This window comes from Gemmata algarum (genome assembly GCF_034097035.1).
GTDB lineage: Bacteria > Planctomycetota > Planctomycetia > Gemmatales > Gemmataceae > Gemmata > Gemmata algarum.
Window position 1 is genome coordinate 45,042 of the sequence record NZ_JAXBLV010000088.1, and the last position, 17,794, is coordinate 62,835.

General features: G+C 70.3%; 13 protein-coding genes. 5 read left to right on the forward strand and 8 right to left on the reverse strand.

Annotated elements, in window-relative coordinates:
• Positions 1-138 precede the first annotated feature (138 nt).
• Entirely contained in the window at positions 139-1,173 is a 1,035-nt protein-coding gene (locus tag R5W23_RS08405) for a DUF1559 domain-containing protein (protein ID WP_320685948.1), read from the forward strand.
• A 14-nt stretch (positions 1,174-1,187) separates the two neighbouring features.
• On the forward strand, positions 1,188-1,535 hold the full coding sequence (locus R5W23_RS08410; RefSeq protein ID WP_261186280.1) for a hypothetical protein: 348 nt from the start codon (positions 1,188-1,190) through the stop codon (positions 1,533-1,535).
• Positions 1,536-2,192: 657 nt separating this feature from the next.
• On the opposite strand, the gene R5W23_RS08415 is transcribed toward R5W23_RS08410, so the two are convergent.
• Together R5W23_RS08415 and R5W23_RS08420 are read right to left on the reverse strand one after the other, a co-directional pair.
• Positions 2,193-3,029 carry a polysaccharide biosynthesis/export family protein gene (locus R5W23_RS08415; protein WP_320685949.1) on the reverse strand — a complete coding sequence of 279 codons (837 nt, stop codon included), beginning with the start codon at positions 3,027-3,029 and terminating at the stop codon, positions 2,193-2,195.
• Positions 3,030-3,519: 490 nt separating this feature from the next.
• A complete protein-coding gene (locus R5W23_RS08420) occupies positions 3,520-5,517 on the reverse strand; it encodes a hypothetical protein (protein ID WP_320685950.1) in 1,998 nt (665 codons plus the stop codon).
• Positions 5,518-5,719: 202 nt separating this feature from the next.
• Between R5W23_RS08420 and R5W23_RS08425 the strand changes: the two genes are divergently transcribed.
• Together R5W23_RS08425 and R5W23_RS08430 are read left to right on the forward strand one after the other, a co-directional pair.
• The gene (locus tag R5W23_RS08425) at positions 5,720-8,119 is read left to right on the forward strand and encodes a heme-binding protein (protein ID WP_320685951.1); all 2,400 of its coding nucleotides are present in this window, start codon (positions 5,720-5,722) and stop codon (positions 8,117-8,119) included.
• A gap of 143 nt (positions 8,120-8,262) precedes the next feature.
• Complete coding sequence (locus tag R5W23_RS08430; RefSeq protein ID WP_320685952.1) at positions 8,263-8,829, forward strand: hypothetical protein; 567 nt, start codon at positions 8,263-8,265, stop codon at positions 8,827-8,829.
• An 88-nt stretch (positions 8,830-8,917) separates the two neighbouring features.
• On the opposite strand, the gene R5W23_RS08435 is transcribed toward R5W23_RS08430, so the two are convergent.
• From R5W23_RS08435 to R5W23_RS08450, 4 genes are all read right to left on the reverse strand, one after another.
• Positions 8,918-10,735, reverse strand: coding sequence for a hypothetical protein (locus R5W23_RS08435; RefSeq protein WP_320685953.1), 1,818 nt, complete (start codon positions 10,733-10,735; stop codon positions 8,918-8,920).
• A gap of 220 nt (positions 10,736-10,955) precedes the next feature.
• Positions 10,956-12,347 (reverse strand): sigma-54-dependent transcriptional regulator, encoded by a 1,392-nt coding sequence (locus R5W23_RS08440; RefSeq protein ID WP_320685954.1) that lies wholly within the window; start codon positions 12,345-12,347, stop codon positions 10,956-10,958.
• A complete protein-coding gene (locus R5W23_RS08445) occupies positions 12,344-13,699 on the reverse strand; it encodes an ATP-binding protein (RefSeq protein ID WP_320685955.1) in 1,356 nt (451 codons plus the stop codon). Before R5W23_RS08445 ends, R5W23_RS08440 begins: the two co-directional genes overlap by 4 nt.
• A gap of 23 nt (positions 13,700-13,722) precedes the next feature.
• Positions 13,723-13,845 (reverse strand): hypothetical protein, encoded by a 123-nt coding sequence (locus tag R5W23_RS08450; protein WP_261186272.1) that lies wholly within the window; start codon positions 13,843-13,845, stop codon positions 13,723-13,725.
• A 277-nt stretch (positions 13,846-14,122) separates the two neighbouring features.
• Between R5W23_RS08450 and R5W23_RS08455 the strand changes: the two genes are divergently transcribed.
• Positions 14,123-14,362, forward strand: coding sequence for a DUF2007 domain-containing protein (locus tag R5W23_RS08455; RefSeq protein WP_261186271.1), 240 nt, complete (start codon positions 14,123-14,125; stop codon positions 14,360-14,362).
• 220 nt (positions 14,363-14,582) lie between these two features.
• Here the strand turns inward: R5W23_RS08455 and R5W23_RS08460 are convergent, their stop codons facing one another.
• Positions 14,583-15,158 carry a hypothetical protein gene (locus R5W23_RS08460; RefSeq protein WP_320685956.1) on the reverse strand — a complete coding sequence of 192 codons (576 nt, stop codon included), beginning with the start codon at positions 15,156-15,158 and terminating at the stop codon, positions 14,583-14,585.
• A 7-nt stretch (positions 15,159-15,165) separates the two neighbouring features.
• Complete coding sequence (locus tag R5W23_RS08465) at positions 15,166-17,772, reverse strand: DUF1592 domain-containing protein (RefSeq protein ID WP_320685957.1); 2,607 nt, start codon at positions 17,770-17,772, stop codon at positions 15,166-15,168.
• Between the last annotated feature and the right edge of the window lie 22 nt (positions 17,773-17,794).

Genomic DNA, 17,794 nt, shown 5'->3' on the forward strand with positions numbered 1-17,794 from the left:
CAGGGCGGGTAGAGTCCAAGAAGAATGCGTGACGTGAGTCGGCCCGCTCGCACAGACACGCCAGCTCCCGCCACACATTTTTTGCTCTCCACCCCATCACGGGGTGAGCACCTTATCATCTGTGTTTTGAGGTCGGTGATGCTCTCCCTCTCTCCCCCGAAGTCCCGCCGCGTGCGGGGTTTCACGCTCATTGAATTGTTGGTCGTGATCGCGATTATTGCGATCCTGATCGGGCTCCTCCTGCCTGCCGTTCAGAAGGTGCGTGAGGCCGCCTCGCGCATGAAGTGCTCGAACAACCTGAAGCAGCTCGGGCTGGCGATGCACAGCTACCACGACGTGGGACAGAAGTTCCCGCGCAACTACCGCCAGGTCGGCGGTAACGCCTGGGAGGCCACCAGCGCCAACGTCGAGCTCCTCCCGTTCGTCGAACAGGACCCGCTGTTCAAGCTGTTCGACGCGAACCGCACCAACTGGAGCTGGACCTACAACACCGGGATGAACACCAAGCTGTCGGTGTTCCTGTGCCCGTCGTCGCCGGCCGCGCCGGCCCGCGGCAGCAACCCGAGCGGCTGGGACGGCCCGGGCAGCAACTACGGCTGGTCCACCGGCAGCTCGGTCGAAACCGTTTGGGGCGGCACCCGGTTCAACGGCATCGTCTCGTACCAGAACGATACCAAGATGGGCGACGTGACCGACGGGCTGTCGAACACGCTGCTCGCGTCCGAACTGCTGTCCGGCTCGAACGCCAGCGGCAGCGCCGGCAAGTACCCGTACGACTTCTTCTACACGAACAACGGCCTGTTCAACTCGGTCGTGAACAAGAACTTCCCGACCCAGGCGGAAGTGGACGCGATCGGTCAGGCCGCCAAAACCTCGCCGAGCGGGATGCGGTCCAACAACGGCACCATGTGGGCGTGGTACTCGGCCGGTCAGTCCACGCTCAACACGGCGGTGCCGCCGAACTGGGCGTACCCGACGGCCGGCGGCGACTGCTGCCCGGGCGGCGCGCACGACTGGGGCTTCGGCCTCGTTCCGCCGCGCAGCATGCACACCGGCGGCGTCAACGGGGTGCTCGGCGACGGCTCGGTGCGGTTCATCTCGAACAGCGTCACCCTGACCACCTTCCAACTGCTCGGCAACCGCTCGGACGGTCAGCCGGTGCCCAACTTCTAAGGAAGGAGTCGCACGTGACGAAGTACTGGCGTACAGCGGCGTTCGCCCTCCTGGTGGGGGCGCTCGCGGCCCCGGGCTGTGGCCCGCCCGGGCGGACGAAGGAAGAGACGATCGAGGTTAAAGAGAACTCCGGGCTGGAGCAGGCCAAGCAGGTCCTGAACAACTACGCGAAGGGCCAGGCGCTCGGCAGCGAAGTGACCTCGTTCGACAACATCGTGTCGCGGGTGCGCGAAACCGACGCGGCCCGGGCCGATGTCCTGCAAAAAGGCTTCGCGGACCTCCAAAAGCCGAAGGCCGACACCAAGGCCAAGGCCAAAGAGATCCTGAAGGCCCTCGAGCCGAAAATGACCGGCGGGAGCTGATCGCCCCAATCCGGTCAACGAGCGAGCCGCGTTCGCCCCGCAAAGGCGAACGCGGCTCGCTCGCGTTGGCGGCCGATATCATCTCGACACGGCCGCTCTCCCATCTGACGCCGCACGCCTCGGGCTACTGAAACGCCTTCTGGGACGGCGGCACGCCCGATAGACGCGCCCCGCCGGACATCTCACACCGAATCCAGTCGTTTCCAGTTCGTGCAGCGTGGTCCCGGCCATTAAGTGTGGTCCGCTCACTCCGTGAGCGGTCGGCCCGCGCGTCCGATTCGCAGCCCGGGCTTGCAGACCCCGTCGTTGCGCCACGCGAATCCGATACCCGGAGCGACCGCTCACGGAGTGAGCGGACCACACTCAAAGACCCGCGCGGGGCACGTCACACCAACTGGAAACGACTGAAATCCGATTGACGAGTAACGGCACCCTGTCGCCTGCCTCGGTGAGGCCGTGCGCCCCACCGTGTACCACCGGTCTTACAGAGGGCGGCTACAGAATACGGCCGGGATACGCATTAACCGAATTTGGTATCACACAATGCCACACGCTCCACAACGCCACCGCGGTACGTGGAGTCACGCTGCGGAGCGAACCCACCGACCGCGATTACGCTTGCACAGATCAGCACAGAGTTGCATTCGCCCGGCGCGGTCAATCCGCGGATCGGCCCGGGGCGAGGAAAAGTGAGCCGGGGTGGGTGGTGCCGCCAAGAGACGGGTCCGCGGTCCGGCGCGACTTGGTGAACGACCACCAGTCGTCCGGCAGAAGGCCCGCCAGCCGCCGGTACGCGGTGCCGAGCCAGTCCGGCAGCACGCGCGACAACACCGACTGCCGCGTTTCGCCGACGTAAATCTGATCGTCGGCCTGCAACAGCACATTGGTTCGCGGATCGCCATCGACCAGCACCGCGGCCACGTTCACCCGGAACACCTGCGGGCGCGCCGCCGCGGCCACGTTCGGCCGGATCACGTACACCTGGTTCAGCTTCGATCCGGGCGGCAGCCCGCCGACCCGCTTCAGGAAGTCGAGCACCGGTTCCGGCCCCTGGTACGGGACCACCCGTGCCCGACCGCGGATCGGGCCGTACACCACGACCCGCGCGCTGCGGGCCGCCGCGAGGGTAACGGTGACGCGCTCGGCCGGGCAATCGGCGAGCGCGGCGAGGTCGGTGCGGATCTCGTCGAGGGTGCGGCCGTCGGCGTTCACGCCGCCGGGGCGCGGGAGCGGGAGCCGCCCGTCCACATCGACGACCGCCACCGCATCCCAATCGGGGTGATCGGTGAACGTGACCGCCACGACATCGGGGCACGCGACCCGGTATTCGGCGGAAGGCGTGGGGCGCTCGGCCGCCCCCTGCGGGTCCGGCGGGGTCGGGCAGGTGCGGCGCAGGAACCGCGTGTTCCCACAGCCCGCACAGGCGGCGAGCAGTGCGAGCGTGACGGCCGCATGAAGGCCGCGCCGACCGAATGTCGCGGTGCGAAATTCCACACATCCGTTATCGGCCGCCCGGCCCGCGGGGCTTGACCCGAACGCCGCTCGGGTGCGTAAACGCCACGTTACGCCGGACTTTCCCGACAGAACGCAATGGGCTCGCCGGGAAAACCCACCGCGTGCGGTGAACGGCTCTTGCATTGCGGTCAGGGACCGGCGAGCATACCCTGATTCCAGTTCCATTGGCGTTCAGCTCGTCGCTCTGCGACAGGCTGATGTTGCGTCAGCCGAGCTTCTGCCTTCACACCCCGCGCGGGGAGCGCTGTTCCAGCACCGCTTCCGACCGGGTCATGGCCCCGTCGAACGTTGCCTGGAACAACCTCGCGTATCGCGGCTCAACGTTCGACGGGGCCATGACCCGGTCGGCGGTGCCGTGAGCGCTCCGCGCCACAGGTTGAGAAGTGAACGCCTTGGGAACGCACCGGGCCGCGAGGAGAACCTCGCGGCCCGGTTTCTTTTGCAGGCCACAGTCCGCCGCCGCGCGGAATCAGAACGTGAAGATGATTTCCGCGAACCCGTTGAGCAGCGACTGCACCTTGCCGCCCTTGTCGTTGTAGAGCTGCCGGAACCCGCCCCCCGGGATCAGCGTGCTGATCCCGGCCAGGATGATCCCGTTGTTGTTCAGCCGCGGCCGGTACTCGAACCCGGTGCTCAGGTCCACGCCGATGAACCGGTCGATGTTCCCCTGGAACGTGAACACCTCCAGCGGGTTGGTCTTGTCGAAGAACAGCGCGTTAGCGTTGTTGATCGACCGCAGCCGCGGGGTCAGGTCGAAGTCGACGCCGGCGTTGATGAGCCAGAGCCCCGGGTTCACGAAGTTGCTCTGCCCCTGGATGCGGCTGGACCGCAGGTTCGCCAGGTTGCTCTGGTCGTTCGTCAGCCCCACCCCGAACAGCGGCACCCGGTTCCGCCGCCAGAAGCTGAACTCGCCCCCGAAGTTCTGCTGGTCCAGGATCGAGTCGAAGCCCGTGGCGTGCCCGTTGCGGGCGTCGCCGTCGCCCGACTGGTACAGGCCGCTCACGCGGAACCGCGCCCAGTCGCGGTCGTAGGACAGCTCCACCGCGGCCAGTTGGGCGCTGATGCTCGTCGGCTGCCCCGCGATCGGGTTGCGGCTGTCGCGCCCCAGCACCCAGTAGAACGCGTGCGAGATGTTGTACCGGTCGATGTGGCCGTCGCCGGCCCAGCCCAGGTAGTGCGCCTCGACCCGGTGCGGGGTGAACGTGCCCGCCGGGTCCGGGCGCGCCAGGAACCCGTTCTTGTCGAACTTGAGCGACGGCCCGTCGTTGTTGAAGTGGTAGCTCAGGCTCGCCGTGTACCCCGGGAAGATGAAGTCCTGCCGGTACAGGTTCGCGATCACCACGTCCTGGTTGCGGTCGCTGAACGTGTTCAGCCCGCTGTTGGTGTCCTTCTCCAGCTGCCGGAAGTACGCGAGGTTGAACTGCGTGCGGTTCCCGTCCAGGTTCCCGAACAGCCGCACGCCGCGGTTCACGTCGCTGTAGACGAACCCGCGGAAGTCGCTGGTGAACGGCTGCGCCCCGGCCCGCACCGAGAGGAAGTCGTACTGCTCGCTCAGGTCCGCGAGCTTGTACTCGCCGAACCACTCCTGGAGCGTGGCCCACGACCGCAGCCGCACCGTCCCCTTGCGCACGTCGGGGCTGACGACGCCCAGCTCGGATACCGACAGCGCGTTGTAGTTGAACGCCGGGGTGAGCTTGACGGCCCAGTCCTTCGGCTTGAACGCCGCGTCGCCGTGGAACAGCTCGAACGACGCCGTGGTCAGGTTCGAGAACAGGAACTGCCCCGGGCGCTGGAAGAACTCCTCCTGGAGCGGCCGCGCGGTGCTCTCGAACGGCGTGGTGGCCGTCGGGATCATGCGGCCCTCGAACAGGCTGCTGTTCGTGCCGGTGAACACGAAGAACGTGTGCTGCCCGAACACCGGGTAGTCGCCCTTGAGCACGTTCTGGCGGTACGGGTCGTACCAGCGCCCGAGCTGGTACGGGTAGTCGAAGACGCGCGGGTGGTTGAGCCCGTACCGGTCCCACTCCGGGAACCCGGTGCGCCACCGGTCCTCGACGGTGTCGTACTCGTTGTTGCTGCCGGACCGGGGCAGCACCCCGCTCTGGCCGGCGAACCCGAGCGTGGGGAAGTACGCGTAGGCGGACGCCTGCACCGCGGCGTCCTGCGGCCCGCCCGGCTGCGCCGGCACCGTCGGTTCCAGCAGCCGGTCGATGGGCTGGCGGGTAGTGTCCTTCGGGGCGGCCTTCGGCGGCTGGCTCGCCGCGGCGGCCGTCGGTTGAGCCGCAAGCGCGCCTGGCGGCGGCGGAAGGGACGACCCGCCGGTCGGTGCCGGCAGGGGCGGGAGCGCCGGGACGGCGCTGACGGCCGGCGGCGCTGCGGCACCGGTCGGGGAGTCCGCTCGCACCTGGCTCGTGGCGCAAAGGAACACACCCGCGACGCAGCGGCTCAGCTTCCAGATCGGGCGCATGTCCGTAACCCCCAACGTCGCGCTCGCGGACGCACTACGGCACAGCGCGGTGCTTCATCCCTTCAATCGGCCGGCGGTTTGCCGGTCATGAGGATTCTTCTGATTCTGCATGGAGCGCGTGCCGGCGAAAGTAATCCGTCAAGACGGGTTGCGCGGGCGGCCGATACAGATTGGGGACGAAATACGACCACCGGGCCGCGTCATGCACACCGCAACCGACCGCGCCGCGCTGCGGCGAACCACTCTCTGGTGCGAGGCGCTCGAGGAGCGGGCGCTGCTGGCGACCGTGTCCGCGACGGGCGTCGGCCCGGACGTGGGCGCCGGGGCCACGCCTTTGATCTCCCTGACCATCACCGGCACCGACGGCGACGATCGCATCCGGGTGTTCACCGAAGGGGGCGTGCTGAAGGTGCTCGACCGCACCGCCACGATCGGCGCGTTCCCGGCGACACAGGTCGCCAACCTGGTCATCAACACCGGGGCCGGTAACGACGCGGTGGTGGTCGATCCGACCGTGACCCAGCCGGCCGTGATCAACGGCGGCGAGGGGGCGAACAAGTTGAGCGCCGGCGGCGGCAACACGACGCTGAACGCCGGCGGCACCCGGAACGCGCTGTTCGGCGGCGACGGGACCAACACGTTCAGCGGCACCGGCGCGGTCAACGCGCTGTTCAAGGTGAAACCGACCGACACGGTGCTCCCGGGGGGCGGCACCTTTCTGCTGGCGGCGCTCCCGCGCGGCGCCGCGGCCCCGGCCGCGCCGGTCAGCCAGCTGACCACCGACGAGGTGAACGCGCTGCTCCAGCGGGCCGCGGCGGCGTCCGCCAGCTCGGACGCGATCATCGTGGTGACCGACCGGAACGGGCGGATCCTCGGCGTGCGCGTCGAGAGCGGGGTGGACCCGAACATCACCTCCAGCGCGGACAACCTGGTGTTCGCGATCGACGGGGCGTACTCCAAGGCGCTGACCGCGGCGTACTTCGCCAACGACCAGGGGCCGCTCACCTCGCGCACGGTCGGGTTCATCAGCCAGTCCACGATCACCGAGCGGGAGGTGAACTCGAACCCCAACGTGACCGACCCGAACTCGACGGTCCGCGGCCCCGGGTTCGTGGCGGCGGTCGGGAGCAAGGGGCACTTCCCGCCGGGCATCGCGAACACCCCGCAGGTGGACCTGTTCGGGATCGAGCACACCAACCGCGACGGCACGTTCGCGGTCGGCGCCGACGGGATCAAGGGCACCGCCGACGACATCCAGCGGGAGCTGCGGTTCAACGCCGACCGCAGCTTCGTGCTCCCCGGCCAGGAGCTGTTCGTGCCCGACTCCTACGGGTTCCAGTCGGGGCTGAAGCCCGGCGCGCAGTCGCGCGGGATCGCGACCCTGCCGGGCGGCGTGCCGATCTACAAGGACGGGCACGTGGTGGGCGGGATCGGCGTGTTCTTCCCGGGCAAGACCGGGTACGCCACCGAGGAGAACTCGTCGCTCAGCAGCACGTTCGACTCGCGCAAGCCGGACCGGACGCTGGAGGCCGAGTGGATCGCGTTCGCGGCGGTCGGCGGCACCACCGCGAGCGTGGACGGCACCGCGACGCTCCCGGTCGGCGCGCTGGGCGGGGTGACGCTGTCGAGCCGCTTCGGGCTGCCCACCGGGCGCCTGGACCTCGTGGGCATCCAGCTCGACGTGTTCGGCCCGGGCGGCGCGTTCCAGGGCGCGCAGCAGCTCCAGCTCACGGCCGCCGTGGTCGGCCGCGGGGACCCGAACGACGGGCGGAACCAGCAGGTGTCCCCGGACGGGGCCACGCTCCGCGGCGGCCAAGCGGTGCCGGACGGGTGGCTCGTCCTGCCGCACGACGGGGACGGCATCCGGGCCGACGAGGTGGTCGCGATCGTGGCCAACGGGCTCCAGCAGGCGAGCCAGACCCGGGGCGCGATCCGGCTGCCGATCAGCTCGCCGGCGAAGTTCGTGTACGCGGTGTCGGACCGCCAGGGCAACGTCGTGGGCCTGTACCGGCAGCCGGACGCGACCGTGTTCTCGATCGACGTGGCCGTGGCCAAGGCGCGCAACGTGTCGTACTACTCGAACCCGCTCCAGTTGCAGCCGATCGACCAGGTGCAGGGGCTCCCGCCGGGCGTGGCGATGACGGCCCGCACGTTCCGGTACCTGGCCGAGCCGCGGTTCCCCGAGGCCATCGACACCGCGCCCCCGGGGCCGTTCTCCCAGCTCAACGACGACCCGGTGAACACCAACCGGTTCAACGGCCGGCTGGTGGGGCAGGCGCTGCCCGCGTCGGCGTATCAGAGCGTGCTCGGGCACGACGCGTTCAACCCGGGCACCAACTTCCACAGCCCGTTCAACCTGCTGAACCAGAACGGCATCATCTTCTTCCCGGGCAGCTCGCCGCTGTACACGGCGGGGCTGCTGAAGGGCGGGTTCGGGGTCAGCGGCGACGGCGTGGACCAGGACGACGTGGTGACGGTGGCCGGGGAGAACGGGTTCAACGCCCCGGTGGGCGCGCGGGCCGACCAGTACCTCGTGAACGGGGTGCGGCTGCCGTACCAGAAGTTCAACCGGAACCCGGAGGGCGGGCTGTTCACCGATTGACCGGTTCGCCACCCCGGTGAGTTGGGCGGGACCGGAAATTCGCACGCAACCCGAAAGGCGGGGCGAGCCGATAAATGGGGGACCGTGCCCGGCGCGGCGCGTTCGACCGCGCCGCGCGGGCTCGTGCGTACCCCCGGTGTCCCATGCGCCAGCTCTCCGCCCTCGCGGGCGTGATCGTTATAGCCGCTACCGTTCCCGCCCGCGCCGACGACCGGCCGCTGCTCCAGCGGATCGCGGAGCGGACCCCCAAACTGCACACGCCCGTGGAGCACTCCGCGGCACGCGCCGGTTACCCGCTGAGCGTGAAGGCGCACGCGGTCCCGAGCGTGACCCGGTTCGACCACGGCGGGTACGTCGGGGGCGGCTCGCTGAAGGGCAACAGCCTGCTCGCCCGCGGCCCGGGCTCGGCACTCGGGGCACCGTGCGTCGGCACATATGGCACCGACTTCGGCGGGTTCCGGGCGCACCTCGGGCGCGTGTTCCTGGCCCCGTCGGTCGATCCCTCCACCGGCAAGCCGATTCAGAAGCTGTACAACGCGGACGGCCCGCGGGTCGTGGACGTGCTGGCCCTGCGCCCGCTGCGCAAAGCGGTGCTGGAGCGCCGCGAGGACATGGAGCACGCGAAGGAAGGGCACGGCGGCGGACACGGGGCCGAACCCGGGCACGGCGGGGAAGCGAAGGGCGGCGAGGAGAAGGGCGGCGGGCACTAACCCTCAACCGCTCATCGCCGCCGGTATGGAACGCGGTACCGACGATCCCCCGCACGCGCTGGACCGCGTGCGAGGGACGTTTGTTGAACTACTCGACGTTCGTCAGCAGCCGGGTGACGATCTTCTTCCCGGCCGCCAGCGCTTCGCCCGGGATGAACACGTTCAGAGTCGCCGCGTCCTTCAGCGTGACCGCGATCCCGATGAACGTCGGCTCCCCCTTCAGCGGCTGCACCTTCCCGAGCCGCGGGAACCCGGGGACCGTGTCCTGCATCGCCTTCAGCGAGTCGAGCAGCACGGTGACCAGTTGCCCGGTCTCGGCCAGCACCAGGGCGTTCGCGTCGGCCGGGAGCTGCTTGCGGGTCAGCTTGAAGCCGTCCGTCTCGCCCACGGGCTTCTTCGGGTCGAGGAACGCGTCGACCGCCGCCGCCGCGGCGTCGAAGTCCTTCGCGGTCACCTGGATCACGGTCTGGCCGTCGGTGCCGATCCACAGCGTCATCTGCTCGGTCAGCGCCCGCTTCAGTTGGGCGATGGTGTTCTCCTTCAGCCCCTCCGGGAGGTCCTTCACGGTGGCCTCGAAGTCGAACGCGACCCGCACCTCGGTGAAGGTGAAGGCCCCGTGCTTCCGGGCGTCCTTGGTGATTTTCGGGGCGCCCTTGAGCACCGCGCTGTGGAGGCGCCCGCCGGCGGCCATCGCCTCGTAGCACCCGGTCAGCGCCGCCACGGCCTTCTTCGCGTCGGTGTACTTCGCGGCGGTGAAGTTCGCCCCGGCCCCGCCGGACCCGCTCACCTCGCCCTGCGGCCCCGCCGCGTGGAGGGCCGTGAGGTGCTTTTCCAGCGCCGCGTTGCCGTTCTCGTCGTCGTCCGCGGGGGCGAACTCGGGGTTCAGCCCTTTCATCATGTCGTGGAACTTCTTGCCGAACTTCGTCCCCGCGTACTGGCCCAGGCCGGCCGGGAGTTTGCCGATGTCCGCGAGCGCCCCGGGGCGCTCGGCCTTCAGCACCGCCGCGCTGGCGGTGTCGTCGGCGAACTGGGCCTGGAGCCGCAGGTTCAGCCCCTCGGGCCGGAACTCCGCCCCGAGCACCACCCCGCGGCAGTCCTCCAGCGCCTGGAACGCGCCGCCGAGCATCACCTTCGCGGCCGCGAGCTGCTTCTTGTTGATGCCGGGCAGCATCCCGCCCATCTCGGCCTGCTGGAGGCCGAAGTCGATGAGCATCTTGAAGCCCTTGATCTGCTCCGCGTACTTGTTGTTGATGGCGTCGGCGTTGAGGTAGACGGCCAGGTCGCTGCCCACGAACGAGCGGGCCAGTTCGGCCGGCATCGCGGCGGTGGTGGCGCGGGCGAACTTGCCCGCGTAGAGGTCCGCGGTGCCCTTGTCCGGCGTGACCGCGACGTACTCCTTCAGGTCCACCATGTGGACCGTGTGCTCGGCCCCCATCAGGCTCAGCTTCACCTCGTCCACGCCCTTCCCCTCGCCGAGCGTCTTGCGCTCGTCGGCGGTGAGGAACGTGGCCTTGAACTCCTTGTAGCTGCTCACCGGGACCAGGACCGCGAACGCGGGCTCGCCCTCGAACAGGCTCGCGATGTCGTTCACCACAACGAACACGCGGCCGTCCTTGGGCACGGCGGTCAGCTTGCGGTCCGCGAGGACCTGTTTCAGCGCCTCGTCGATCTGCTTGTCGAGCTCCTTGGCTTCGTCCGGGAGGGCGGCCTTGAGCATGGCCGAGAGCCGCTCGCGGGCGGCCCCGACGCCGGTGACCTGCACGGCCACCGGCGCGTTCGCCGGGAACGGGAACGTGACCGCTTTCCCGGCGTCGCCGGGGACCGGTGCCGCCCCGGCGGCCGGCGCGAGCGCCAGCGACGAGCCGAAAGCGACCGCCGCAAGCGCGGCGCGGAACAGGAGGGACATGGCATGACCTCGGTGCGGCGCGCGTGGCGCCATGCGGGCATGATAACGCGGTGCGCGGCGCGCGAATAGCCCCGGGAGGTGCGCCCGCCGGGCCGGGGTGTGATGGCGGACGGGGCACCGTTGCCGTCGGGAAGCGACGAATGCCGAACGGAACGGGCGCGGCCCGCTGTGACAACAAGCCCAGATGCTACAAACGATTGGTCTTCAGCGCGCCCCGGCGTCACTCCCCGCTGAGCTTGTACTTGTCGATCAGCCGGTACAGGGTGCGCCGGCTCACGCCCAGCGCCTTGGCCGCCTGCACCTTGTTCCCCCCGTGCCGCTGCAACACGTCGCGGACGTGCTGCCGCTCGACGCGGTCCAGGTCGTCCGGGCCGGTCGTCGGGGTCGGGTCCTCGCCCGCGGCGGGGGCCTCGCCCCCCGGTGCGAGGTTCTCCGGCAGGTCGTCGGGCGTGATGACGCTCCCCTCGGCCAGGATCTGCGCCCGCTCCAGCACGTTGGCCAGTTCGCGGATGTTCCCCGGCCAGTCGTACCGGCACAGGAGGGACCGCGCCGCCGGGTCCACCGTCATCAGCCCCCGGCCCACCTGCCGCGTGTGGAGGAAGTGCTGGATCAGCTCCGGCACATCCTCCCGCCGGTCTTTGAGCGCGGGCAGGTCGACGGTGATGACGCTGAGCCGGAAGAACAGGTCCTCGCGGAACCGCCCGGCCTTCTGCTCGGCCTCGAGCGGCTTGTTGGTGGCCGCGATGATGCGCACGTCGGCCCGCCGCTCCTGCGTGCTCCCGACCCGCCGGTAGTGCCCGTCCTCGAGCACCCGGAGCAGCTTCGCCTGGAGCGCGGGGGCCATCTCCGCGACCTCGTCCACGAACAGCGTGCCGCCCTCGGCCACTTCGAACAGCCCGGGCTTGGCGCGGTCGGCCCCGGTGAACGCGCCCTTCTCGTGCCCGAACAGCTCGCTCTCCAGCAGCGTCTCTTGCAGGGTGGCGCAGTTGACCGTCACCAGCGGCTTGTCGCGCCGGGCGCTGTTCCCGTGAACGGCCCGCGCCACCAGCTCCTTACCGGTGCCGCTCGGCCCGCGCACGAGGACCGTCGCGGTGGTGGGCGCGACCTTCTCGATGAGCTGGACGACCTTCCGCACCGCGGGGCCGGACCCGACGATCCGGTACCGGTCGGACTCGAACGCGAGCCGCTGCACGTACCGGCGCAGGTTCGCGTTCTCGCGCCGCAGCCGCCGCACCTCCATCGCCCGGTCCAGGACCGGCAGCACCTGCTGGAGCCGGAACGGCTTCAGGACGTAGTCGAACGCCCCGGCCTTCATCGCCTCCACCGCGGTCTGGATGGTGCCCTGGCCGGTCATGATGATGCCGACCAGGTGCGGGTCCGTCTCCAGGCACCGGCGGAGCAGCTGGATGCCGTCGGTGCCGGGCATCATCAGGTCCGAGAGCAGCACGTCGGGCTCGCCCTCGCGGAGCGCGTCGGCCGCGAGCGCGGGGTCCGACAGCCCGCGGGCCTCGAACCCGGCGTCGGTGAGCGACTCGCACAGCGCGCGCATCAGCTCCACCTCGTCGTCGACGATCAGGAGCTTGCCCCGCGGGTTCCGTTGGTCGCCGGTCATGAGGGTGCGTCTCGCAGGCGGTCCACGTTCGTGTCGGGGCGGGTGGGGAGCGTGATGCGGATGGTGGTGCCGGCCCCGAGGGCGCTCTCCACCTCGAGCGTGCCGTGGTGCTGCTGGACGATGCGCCGGCAGATGGCGAGCCCCAGCCCGGTGCCCTTCCCCTCTTCCTTCGTGGTGAAGAACGGCTCGAACACGCGGTCCTTGAGCTCGGCCGGGATGCCGACGCCCGTGTCGGCGATCTCCACCACCACCGCCGGGCGCCCGTCGGGCAGCGCGCCGGCCCGGACCCGGGGCACCAGCCGGCCCCCCTGGGGCATCGCGTCCGCGGCGTTGGTGAACAGGTTCAGGAACACCTGCCGCAGGTGCTGCCGGTCGGCGTGGATGTGCGGCACCCCGGGGGCGAACTGGGGCTCCACGAGCACCCCGTGCTTGCGCAGGTGGTGCGCCACCAAATCGACGGTCCGGCTCACCTCCTCGCACACGTCCACGGTGGACACCTGGTCGCGCCCGGCCCGGCTGAACTGGAGCAGGTTGGCGACCAGGCCCGCCATGCGCTCGACCTCGCCCTCGACCACCTCGAGCGGCCGGCGCCGCGGGTCCTCGGCCGGGGTCTTCGCGAGCAGCCCCTCGATGCGCAGGCTCACCGTGCCGAGCGGGTTGTTCAGCTCGTGGGCGATGCTAGCGGCCAGCTCGCCCACGCCGGCGAGCTTGGCGGCCTGCCACAACTGCTGGGTGGTGGCCCGCAGCTCCTCGGTCTTGGCCTGGAGCTCCGCGAGCGCCTGCTCCCGCTGCCGGGCGGTCTCGCGGAGCTGCGCCTCCGCGCGGGCCTGCGCGTCGGCGAGTTCGGCCTGCGCGCGGAGGTGCTCCAGCTCCCGCTGCGCGGCCTCGTACCGCTTGCGCTCGGTGGCGTCCCGCACGATCGCGGTGAACAGGAGGTCCGCCCCGGCGCCGAACTTCGAGATCGACACCTCCGCCGGGAACTCGGACCCGTCCTTGCGCCGCCCGAACACCTCGCGCCGCGCGCCCATGAGCCGGGCCGGCGCCGGGGACCGGGCGAACTCCTCCATCTGCTCCGGGTGCCGGGCGCGGAACCGCTCGGGCAGAAGCAGATCGATGGACCGGCCCAGCATCTCGTCGGCCGTGTACCCGAACAGCACGGTGGCGCCGCGGTTGAACAGCACGATGTCGCGGCGCGCGTCGGTGGTGATGACCGCGTCCTCGGCGACGTCCAGTATCTCGGCCAGTTGGATCAAGGAGATACGCGCGCGTGCGGCGCTCCTGGCGGACGGCCCCGCGGGGTACAGGGCGCCCGTTTGTGTGGGATCGAGTAACATTCCGGCCCCACTGCTCATGGTTCCCGCTCGGCTACCGACCGTCAACGGCTATTCGCCGCGGCGGACCCTTCGGGGCGCGGCGCGTGGCGAAACAACAGGTTGCTGAACCAAACCAGGATGGTCACCAACACGGCCCCGAAGCCCAGCATGATGAGCGTTTGCATTGCGTCCCCTCTGATAGTTGCGGTGCCGGGGCCAATCGCAATCGGTGTGCCGCAACGAAAGGCATCCGGATCGGCCGGTTGTGCGCGATAATCGGCCGCTTTTCACGCATTCTGACCGGGCGGTGTGCGGAACCGCACACGCACGTGTGCCCGGCGTGTGCGGTTCCGGCCCACGCCACGGCCCGCCCCTTCAGCGGCAGGCCGGCACACTTGTTGCTCGATGGGTAAACGCACACCGGCTGGAGTGTTCCGGCGCGGTCATGCGAGGAGCAACCAGATGAAACGCGACGACGGGAACGTGGTGCGGGTGTTCGCCGGCCCGCTGGTGCTGGTCGAGATGTATCAAGGGCAGTTGAAGGGGATCGGGATCGAGAGCCGTGTGGTCGGTACCGAACTGGCCGCGGGCCTCGGCTCCGCACTCTCCGGCTCAACCGAACTGTGGGTGAAGGAAGAGGATCTGGAGCGCGCCAAAGAACTGCTCACGCAAGAGGAGCAACGAGCGGCGGCCAAGGAATAAAGTCCGGCGACGTAGCCCGGCCTATCGGCGTGGAACCACCCGGCGGCACGGTATGGTTTGGGACGAGCCAAGCACGCGAGCGCGGCACAACGGGTTCCGAAGTGGCTCCCGGAACCGTTCAGAAAAATGGCCCACATCCGGAGCCACATGCCGAGTAACAACGGTCCGACGAACCAAGTCCGTGTACCAACAGACCGGGAGCCCGAACCGCGGGAACCGGTCACATCTTTGGGATCGAGACGCCCGCGTTCCGGAGCGCGTCTTCGAGCTTTGCGCGGTCGGTTTTGGCCGGATCGATGAGTGCCGTCACTTTTCCCCCGTCCTTGAATGTTGCGGTCGCCTGTTCGACGCCGTCGATCTTGGCGACCGCCTCATATGCGGCGAGACAACAGGCTTTACAGTCGAGTATCGGGGCCGGGATCACGACCTCTTTGAGCTTGTCCCGCGGCACCGTCCGCCGGGGCTTCACGCCGAAGGTGTGCTGGGTCGCGTCCCGCAGCTTCTGATCGAAGCGCTCGGCGATCTGTTCGGGCTTCGTCCCGGGGAACGCTTTCGCGGGCACGAACTCGACGGTGAGCTCGGCGTCGGCGAAGTTGACCCCGACCCAGGTCACATCCGGCACCGCCTTGAGCGCCTCGCGCAGGTCGGTCTCGCGGTCGGGGCTGAACAGCCCGAGCACGCGGAACGTGGCGCGCTCGGGCTTCGGCGCGGGCTGGGTTTTGTTCTGGGCGGCTCCGGCGGGGCCGAAACCCACCGTTAGAACCAGGGTACCAATTAAATAGGCCGCACGCACCATTTCGTCCTCAGCGGGTTCGGAACAGTTTACTCTGGATCAGTTCGTACACGAGCGTGCGGGCGCCACCGCCGCCCTTGTTGGTCGCGGCCACGACCGCGGCCAACTCGTCCCGGTCGGCGAACGATACGGCGCGACCGGTGGCGTACGCGGTGAGCCGGGCGGCCAGGTTCGTCAGGAGCGCGTCCCGGTCCCCGGCGAGCAGCGCCTGGAACCCGGCGAAGTTGGCGAACGGGCGCCCGTCCGGCAGCGCCCCGCTCGAGTCCACCTTGGGGCCGAGCCGGAAACCGATCCCGATGGCCGGGTCGATGGTCCCGCGCGGCGCCTGGTCCCCGGCCCCCAGCGACCGGTACCGGGTGCGGTGCCCGCCGATCGCGTCGAACTCCTCGAGCGCGAACCCGGGCGGGTCGATGCGGGCGTGGCACGACGCGCACGCCGCGCTGTTGCGGTGCTTGTCCAACTGCTGCCGGATGGTAACACTGCCGCGCACGTCCGGTTCCACCGCCGGCACGTTGGGCGGGGGCGGGGCCGGGGGCCGCCCGAGCAGCCGGTCCAGCACGAACGCGCCCCGCGGCACGGGCGAGGTGGTGGTGCCGTTGGCCGTCACCTTGAGCACGGCCCCTTGGGTCAGCAGCCCGCCCCGCGGGGTCCCGGGGGGCAGGGGCACGCGCCGCACCTGGGTCCCGGTCACCCCGGGCACCCCGTAGTGCGCCGCCAGCCGCCCGTTGAGCATCGCGAACTCGGACCGCACTAGGTGGTCCGCGGTCAGGTCCCGGTCCAGCAGTTCCCGCACGTACCCCCGGGTCTCGGCCGCCATCGAGTCCTCCAGGTACTTGTCGAACTCCGGGTACAGTTTCCGGTCCGGGTCGTTGGCCCCGATCCGGTTGAGGCTCAGCCACTGGCCCACGAAGTCGTCCACGAACCGCTTGGACCGCGGGTCCGCGAGCAGCCGCTCGGCCTCGGCCCGCAGCGCCGCCGGGTCCCGAAGCCGGCCCCCGGCGGCCAGCCGCGTGAGCTTCTCGTCGGGCATCGAGTTCCACAGGAAGTACGACAGGCGGCACGCCAGCGCGTGGTCGTCCGGCCCGCCCGCGGGCTCGACGTGGAACAGGAAGTCCGGCGCGCACAGGGCCGCGCGGTACGCCCACCGCATGGCCAGCTCGAAGCAGTCGCCCTCTTTGAGCCGCGCGGCGACGCGCTGCACGTACTGCTTCCGCACGTCGGCCGGCACCGGCCGGCGGAACGCCCGCGGCAGGAAGTCGGCGAGCAGCCGGTCCGCGTCGGCGAGCGGCTTGGCGGTCTGAACCGTCCAGAGGCCGGGGACCGGGTCCGGCTGGTTCCGGCCGGTGCCCCCCTGCTGCCGCTCGGGCGCGCGGGCCGGGAACCGTACCCCCGGGTGCTTCTGGGTGTCCACCTCGTGCAGCGGCAGGGCGCCGAACAGCCGCTTGTGCGCGACCGGGGGCCAGGTGTCGTGCAGCGGCCCCTCCACGTCCAGGTAGTCGCACGCGATCCCCGGGCCGGTGTACCCCATCGCCCGCTTGGGTCCGCGGGTGTTCCCGGGCACGATCGACGACGCGTTGAACCCGATCTTGTCCCGCGGGTTCAGCCACGCCACCAGTTGGTGCTTCTGCTCGGCCAGGGACGGCGCGTCGTAGTACCCGAGCACGGTGCTGGACTGCGGCGTGCGGCCGTCCTCGGCCAGTTGCACCACCGACAGCCGGGCCGCCTCGGTGCCCCGCGCGGGCAGCACCTTCCCCTGGTCCCAGTGGAAGCTCCACAGCGACGCGGTGAGCTTGTACCGCCCCGGGTAGATGGCCACGAAATCGCCGAAGCACGGGGCGAACGACTCGTCCTCGGGTCGGAACAGGCCCAGGCTCGCCCCGGTCCGCCCCATCCCGAGCCGCTCGTGCGCCCCCTGGTCCAGGTGCGGCTGCGCGCCGGCCGGCGGGAAGTCGGGGTCCGGCTTCTTGTCCCGCAGCAGCACCGCGTCCCCGTGGGACAGCACGTGCCCCGTGATGTAGTCGTACAGCGGCACCCGCTGCTTGACCGGGCGCGGCGCGGTCGGCCGGGTGGTGATCGCGGCGTCCAGCACCCGGTCCGCGGCCTCCAGGTACTTGGCCAGGTTCACGTGGGACAGGTCCAGCGCGTCCGGGTGCTTGTCGAACCCGTGCGCGGACCCGTCCGGGGGCAGGTCCGCCTGGAGCGACAGGCCGGGCAGGTCGAACAGGTCGCGGACCGTGTTCTCGTACTCCCCGCGGGTGAGCCGCCGGAGCCGCCCGGCCCCGCCCGCGGCCCGCGCCCGGTCGGCGTCCGCCAGTGCCGCGCGGAGGTCGGCGGTGGCCGCCGCCAGGTCCGCGGCGGGCGGGCGCGGGCTCCCCTTCGGGGGCATCTCGCCGCGCGCCACCCGGTCGTAGACGAGCACCCACCGGGCGAAGTTGTCCGGGTCCGACGGGGTGAACGCCAGGGCCCCCAGGTCCAGCCCGCCGCCCTTGGTGTCGGCGTCGTGGCACCGGGCGCAGTGCGCGTCGAGGAACTTGGCCGGCGGGGCCGCGCCGGCCGCGACCGGCGACACCAAGCCCGCGAGGAGCACGAGCCCGGCTCGCGCGAAAGTAGGAGTCATTATGGGGTTCGTCCTCGGGCGG

Excerpts from the sequence above, each read along its gene's own strand:
- R5W23_RS08425 (WP_320685951.1), top strand. The coding sequence starts at position 5,720 with ATGCACACCGCAACCGACCGCGCCGCGCTGCGGCGAACCACTCTCTGG.
- R5W23_RS08465 (WP_320685957.1), bottom strand. The coding sequence starts at position 17,772 with ATGACTCCTACTTTCGCGCGAGCCGGGCTCGTGCTCCTCGCGGGCTTG.
- R5W23_RS08435 (WP_320685953.1), bottom strand. The coding sequence starts at position 10,735 with ATGTCCCTCCTGTTCCGCGCCGCGCTTGCGGCGGTCGCTTTCGGCTCG.
- R5W23_RS08405 (WP_320685948.1), top strand. The coding sequence starts at position 139 with ATGCTCTCCCTCTCTCCCCCGAAGTCCCGCCGCGTGCGGGGTTTCACG.
- R5W23_RS08440 (WP_320685954.1), bottom strand. The coding sequence starts at position 12,347 with ATGACCGGCGACCAACGGAACCCGCGGGGCAAGCTCCTGATCGTCGAC.
- R5W23_RS08450 (WP_261186272.1), bottom strand. The coding sequence starts at position 13,845 with ATGCAAACGCTCATCATGCTGGGCTTCGGGGCCGTGTTGGTGACCATC.
- R5W23_RS08460 (WP_320685956.1), bottom strand. The coding sequence starts at position 15,158 with ATGGTGCGTGCGGCCTATTTAATTGGTACCCTGGTTCTAACGGTGGGT.
- R5W23_RS08420 (WP_320685950.1), bottom strand. The coding sequence starts at position 5,517 with ATGCGCCCGATCTGGAAGCTGAGCCGCTGCGTCGCGGGTGTGTTCCTT.
- R5W23_RS08430 (WP_320685952.1), top strand. The coding sequence starts at position 8,263 with ATGCGCCAGCTCTCCGCCCTCGCGGGCGTGATCGTTATAGCCGCTACC.
- R5W23_RS08455 (WP_261186271.1), top strand. The coding sequence starts at position 14,123 with ATGAAACGCGACGACGGGAACGTGGTGCGGGTGTTCGCCGGCCCGCTG.
- R5W23_RS08445 (WP_320685955.1), bottom strand. The coding sequence starts at position 13,699 with ATGAGCAGTGGGGCCGGAATGTTACTCGATCCCACACAAACGGGCGCC.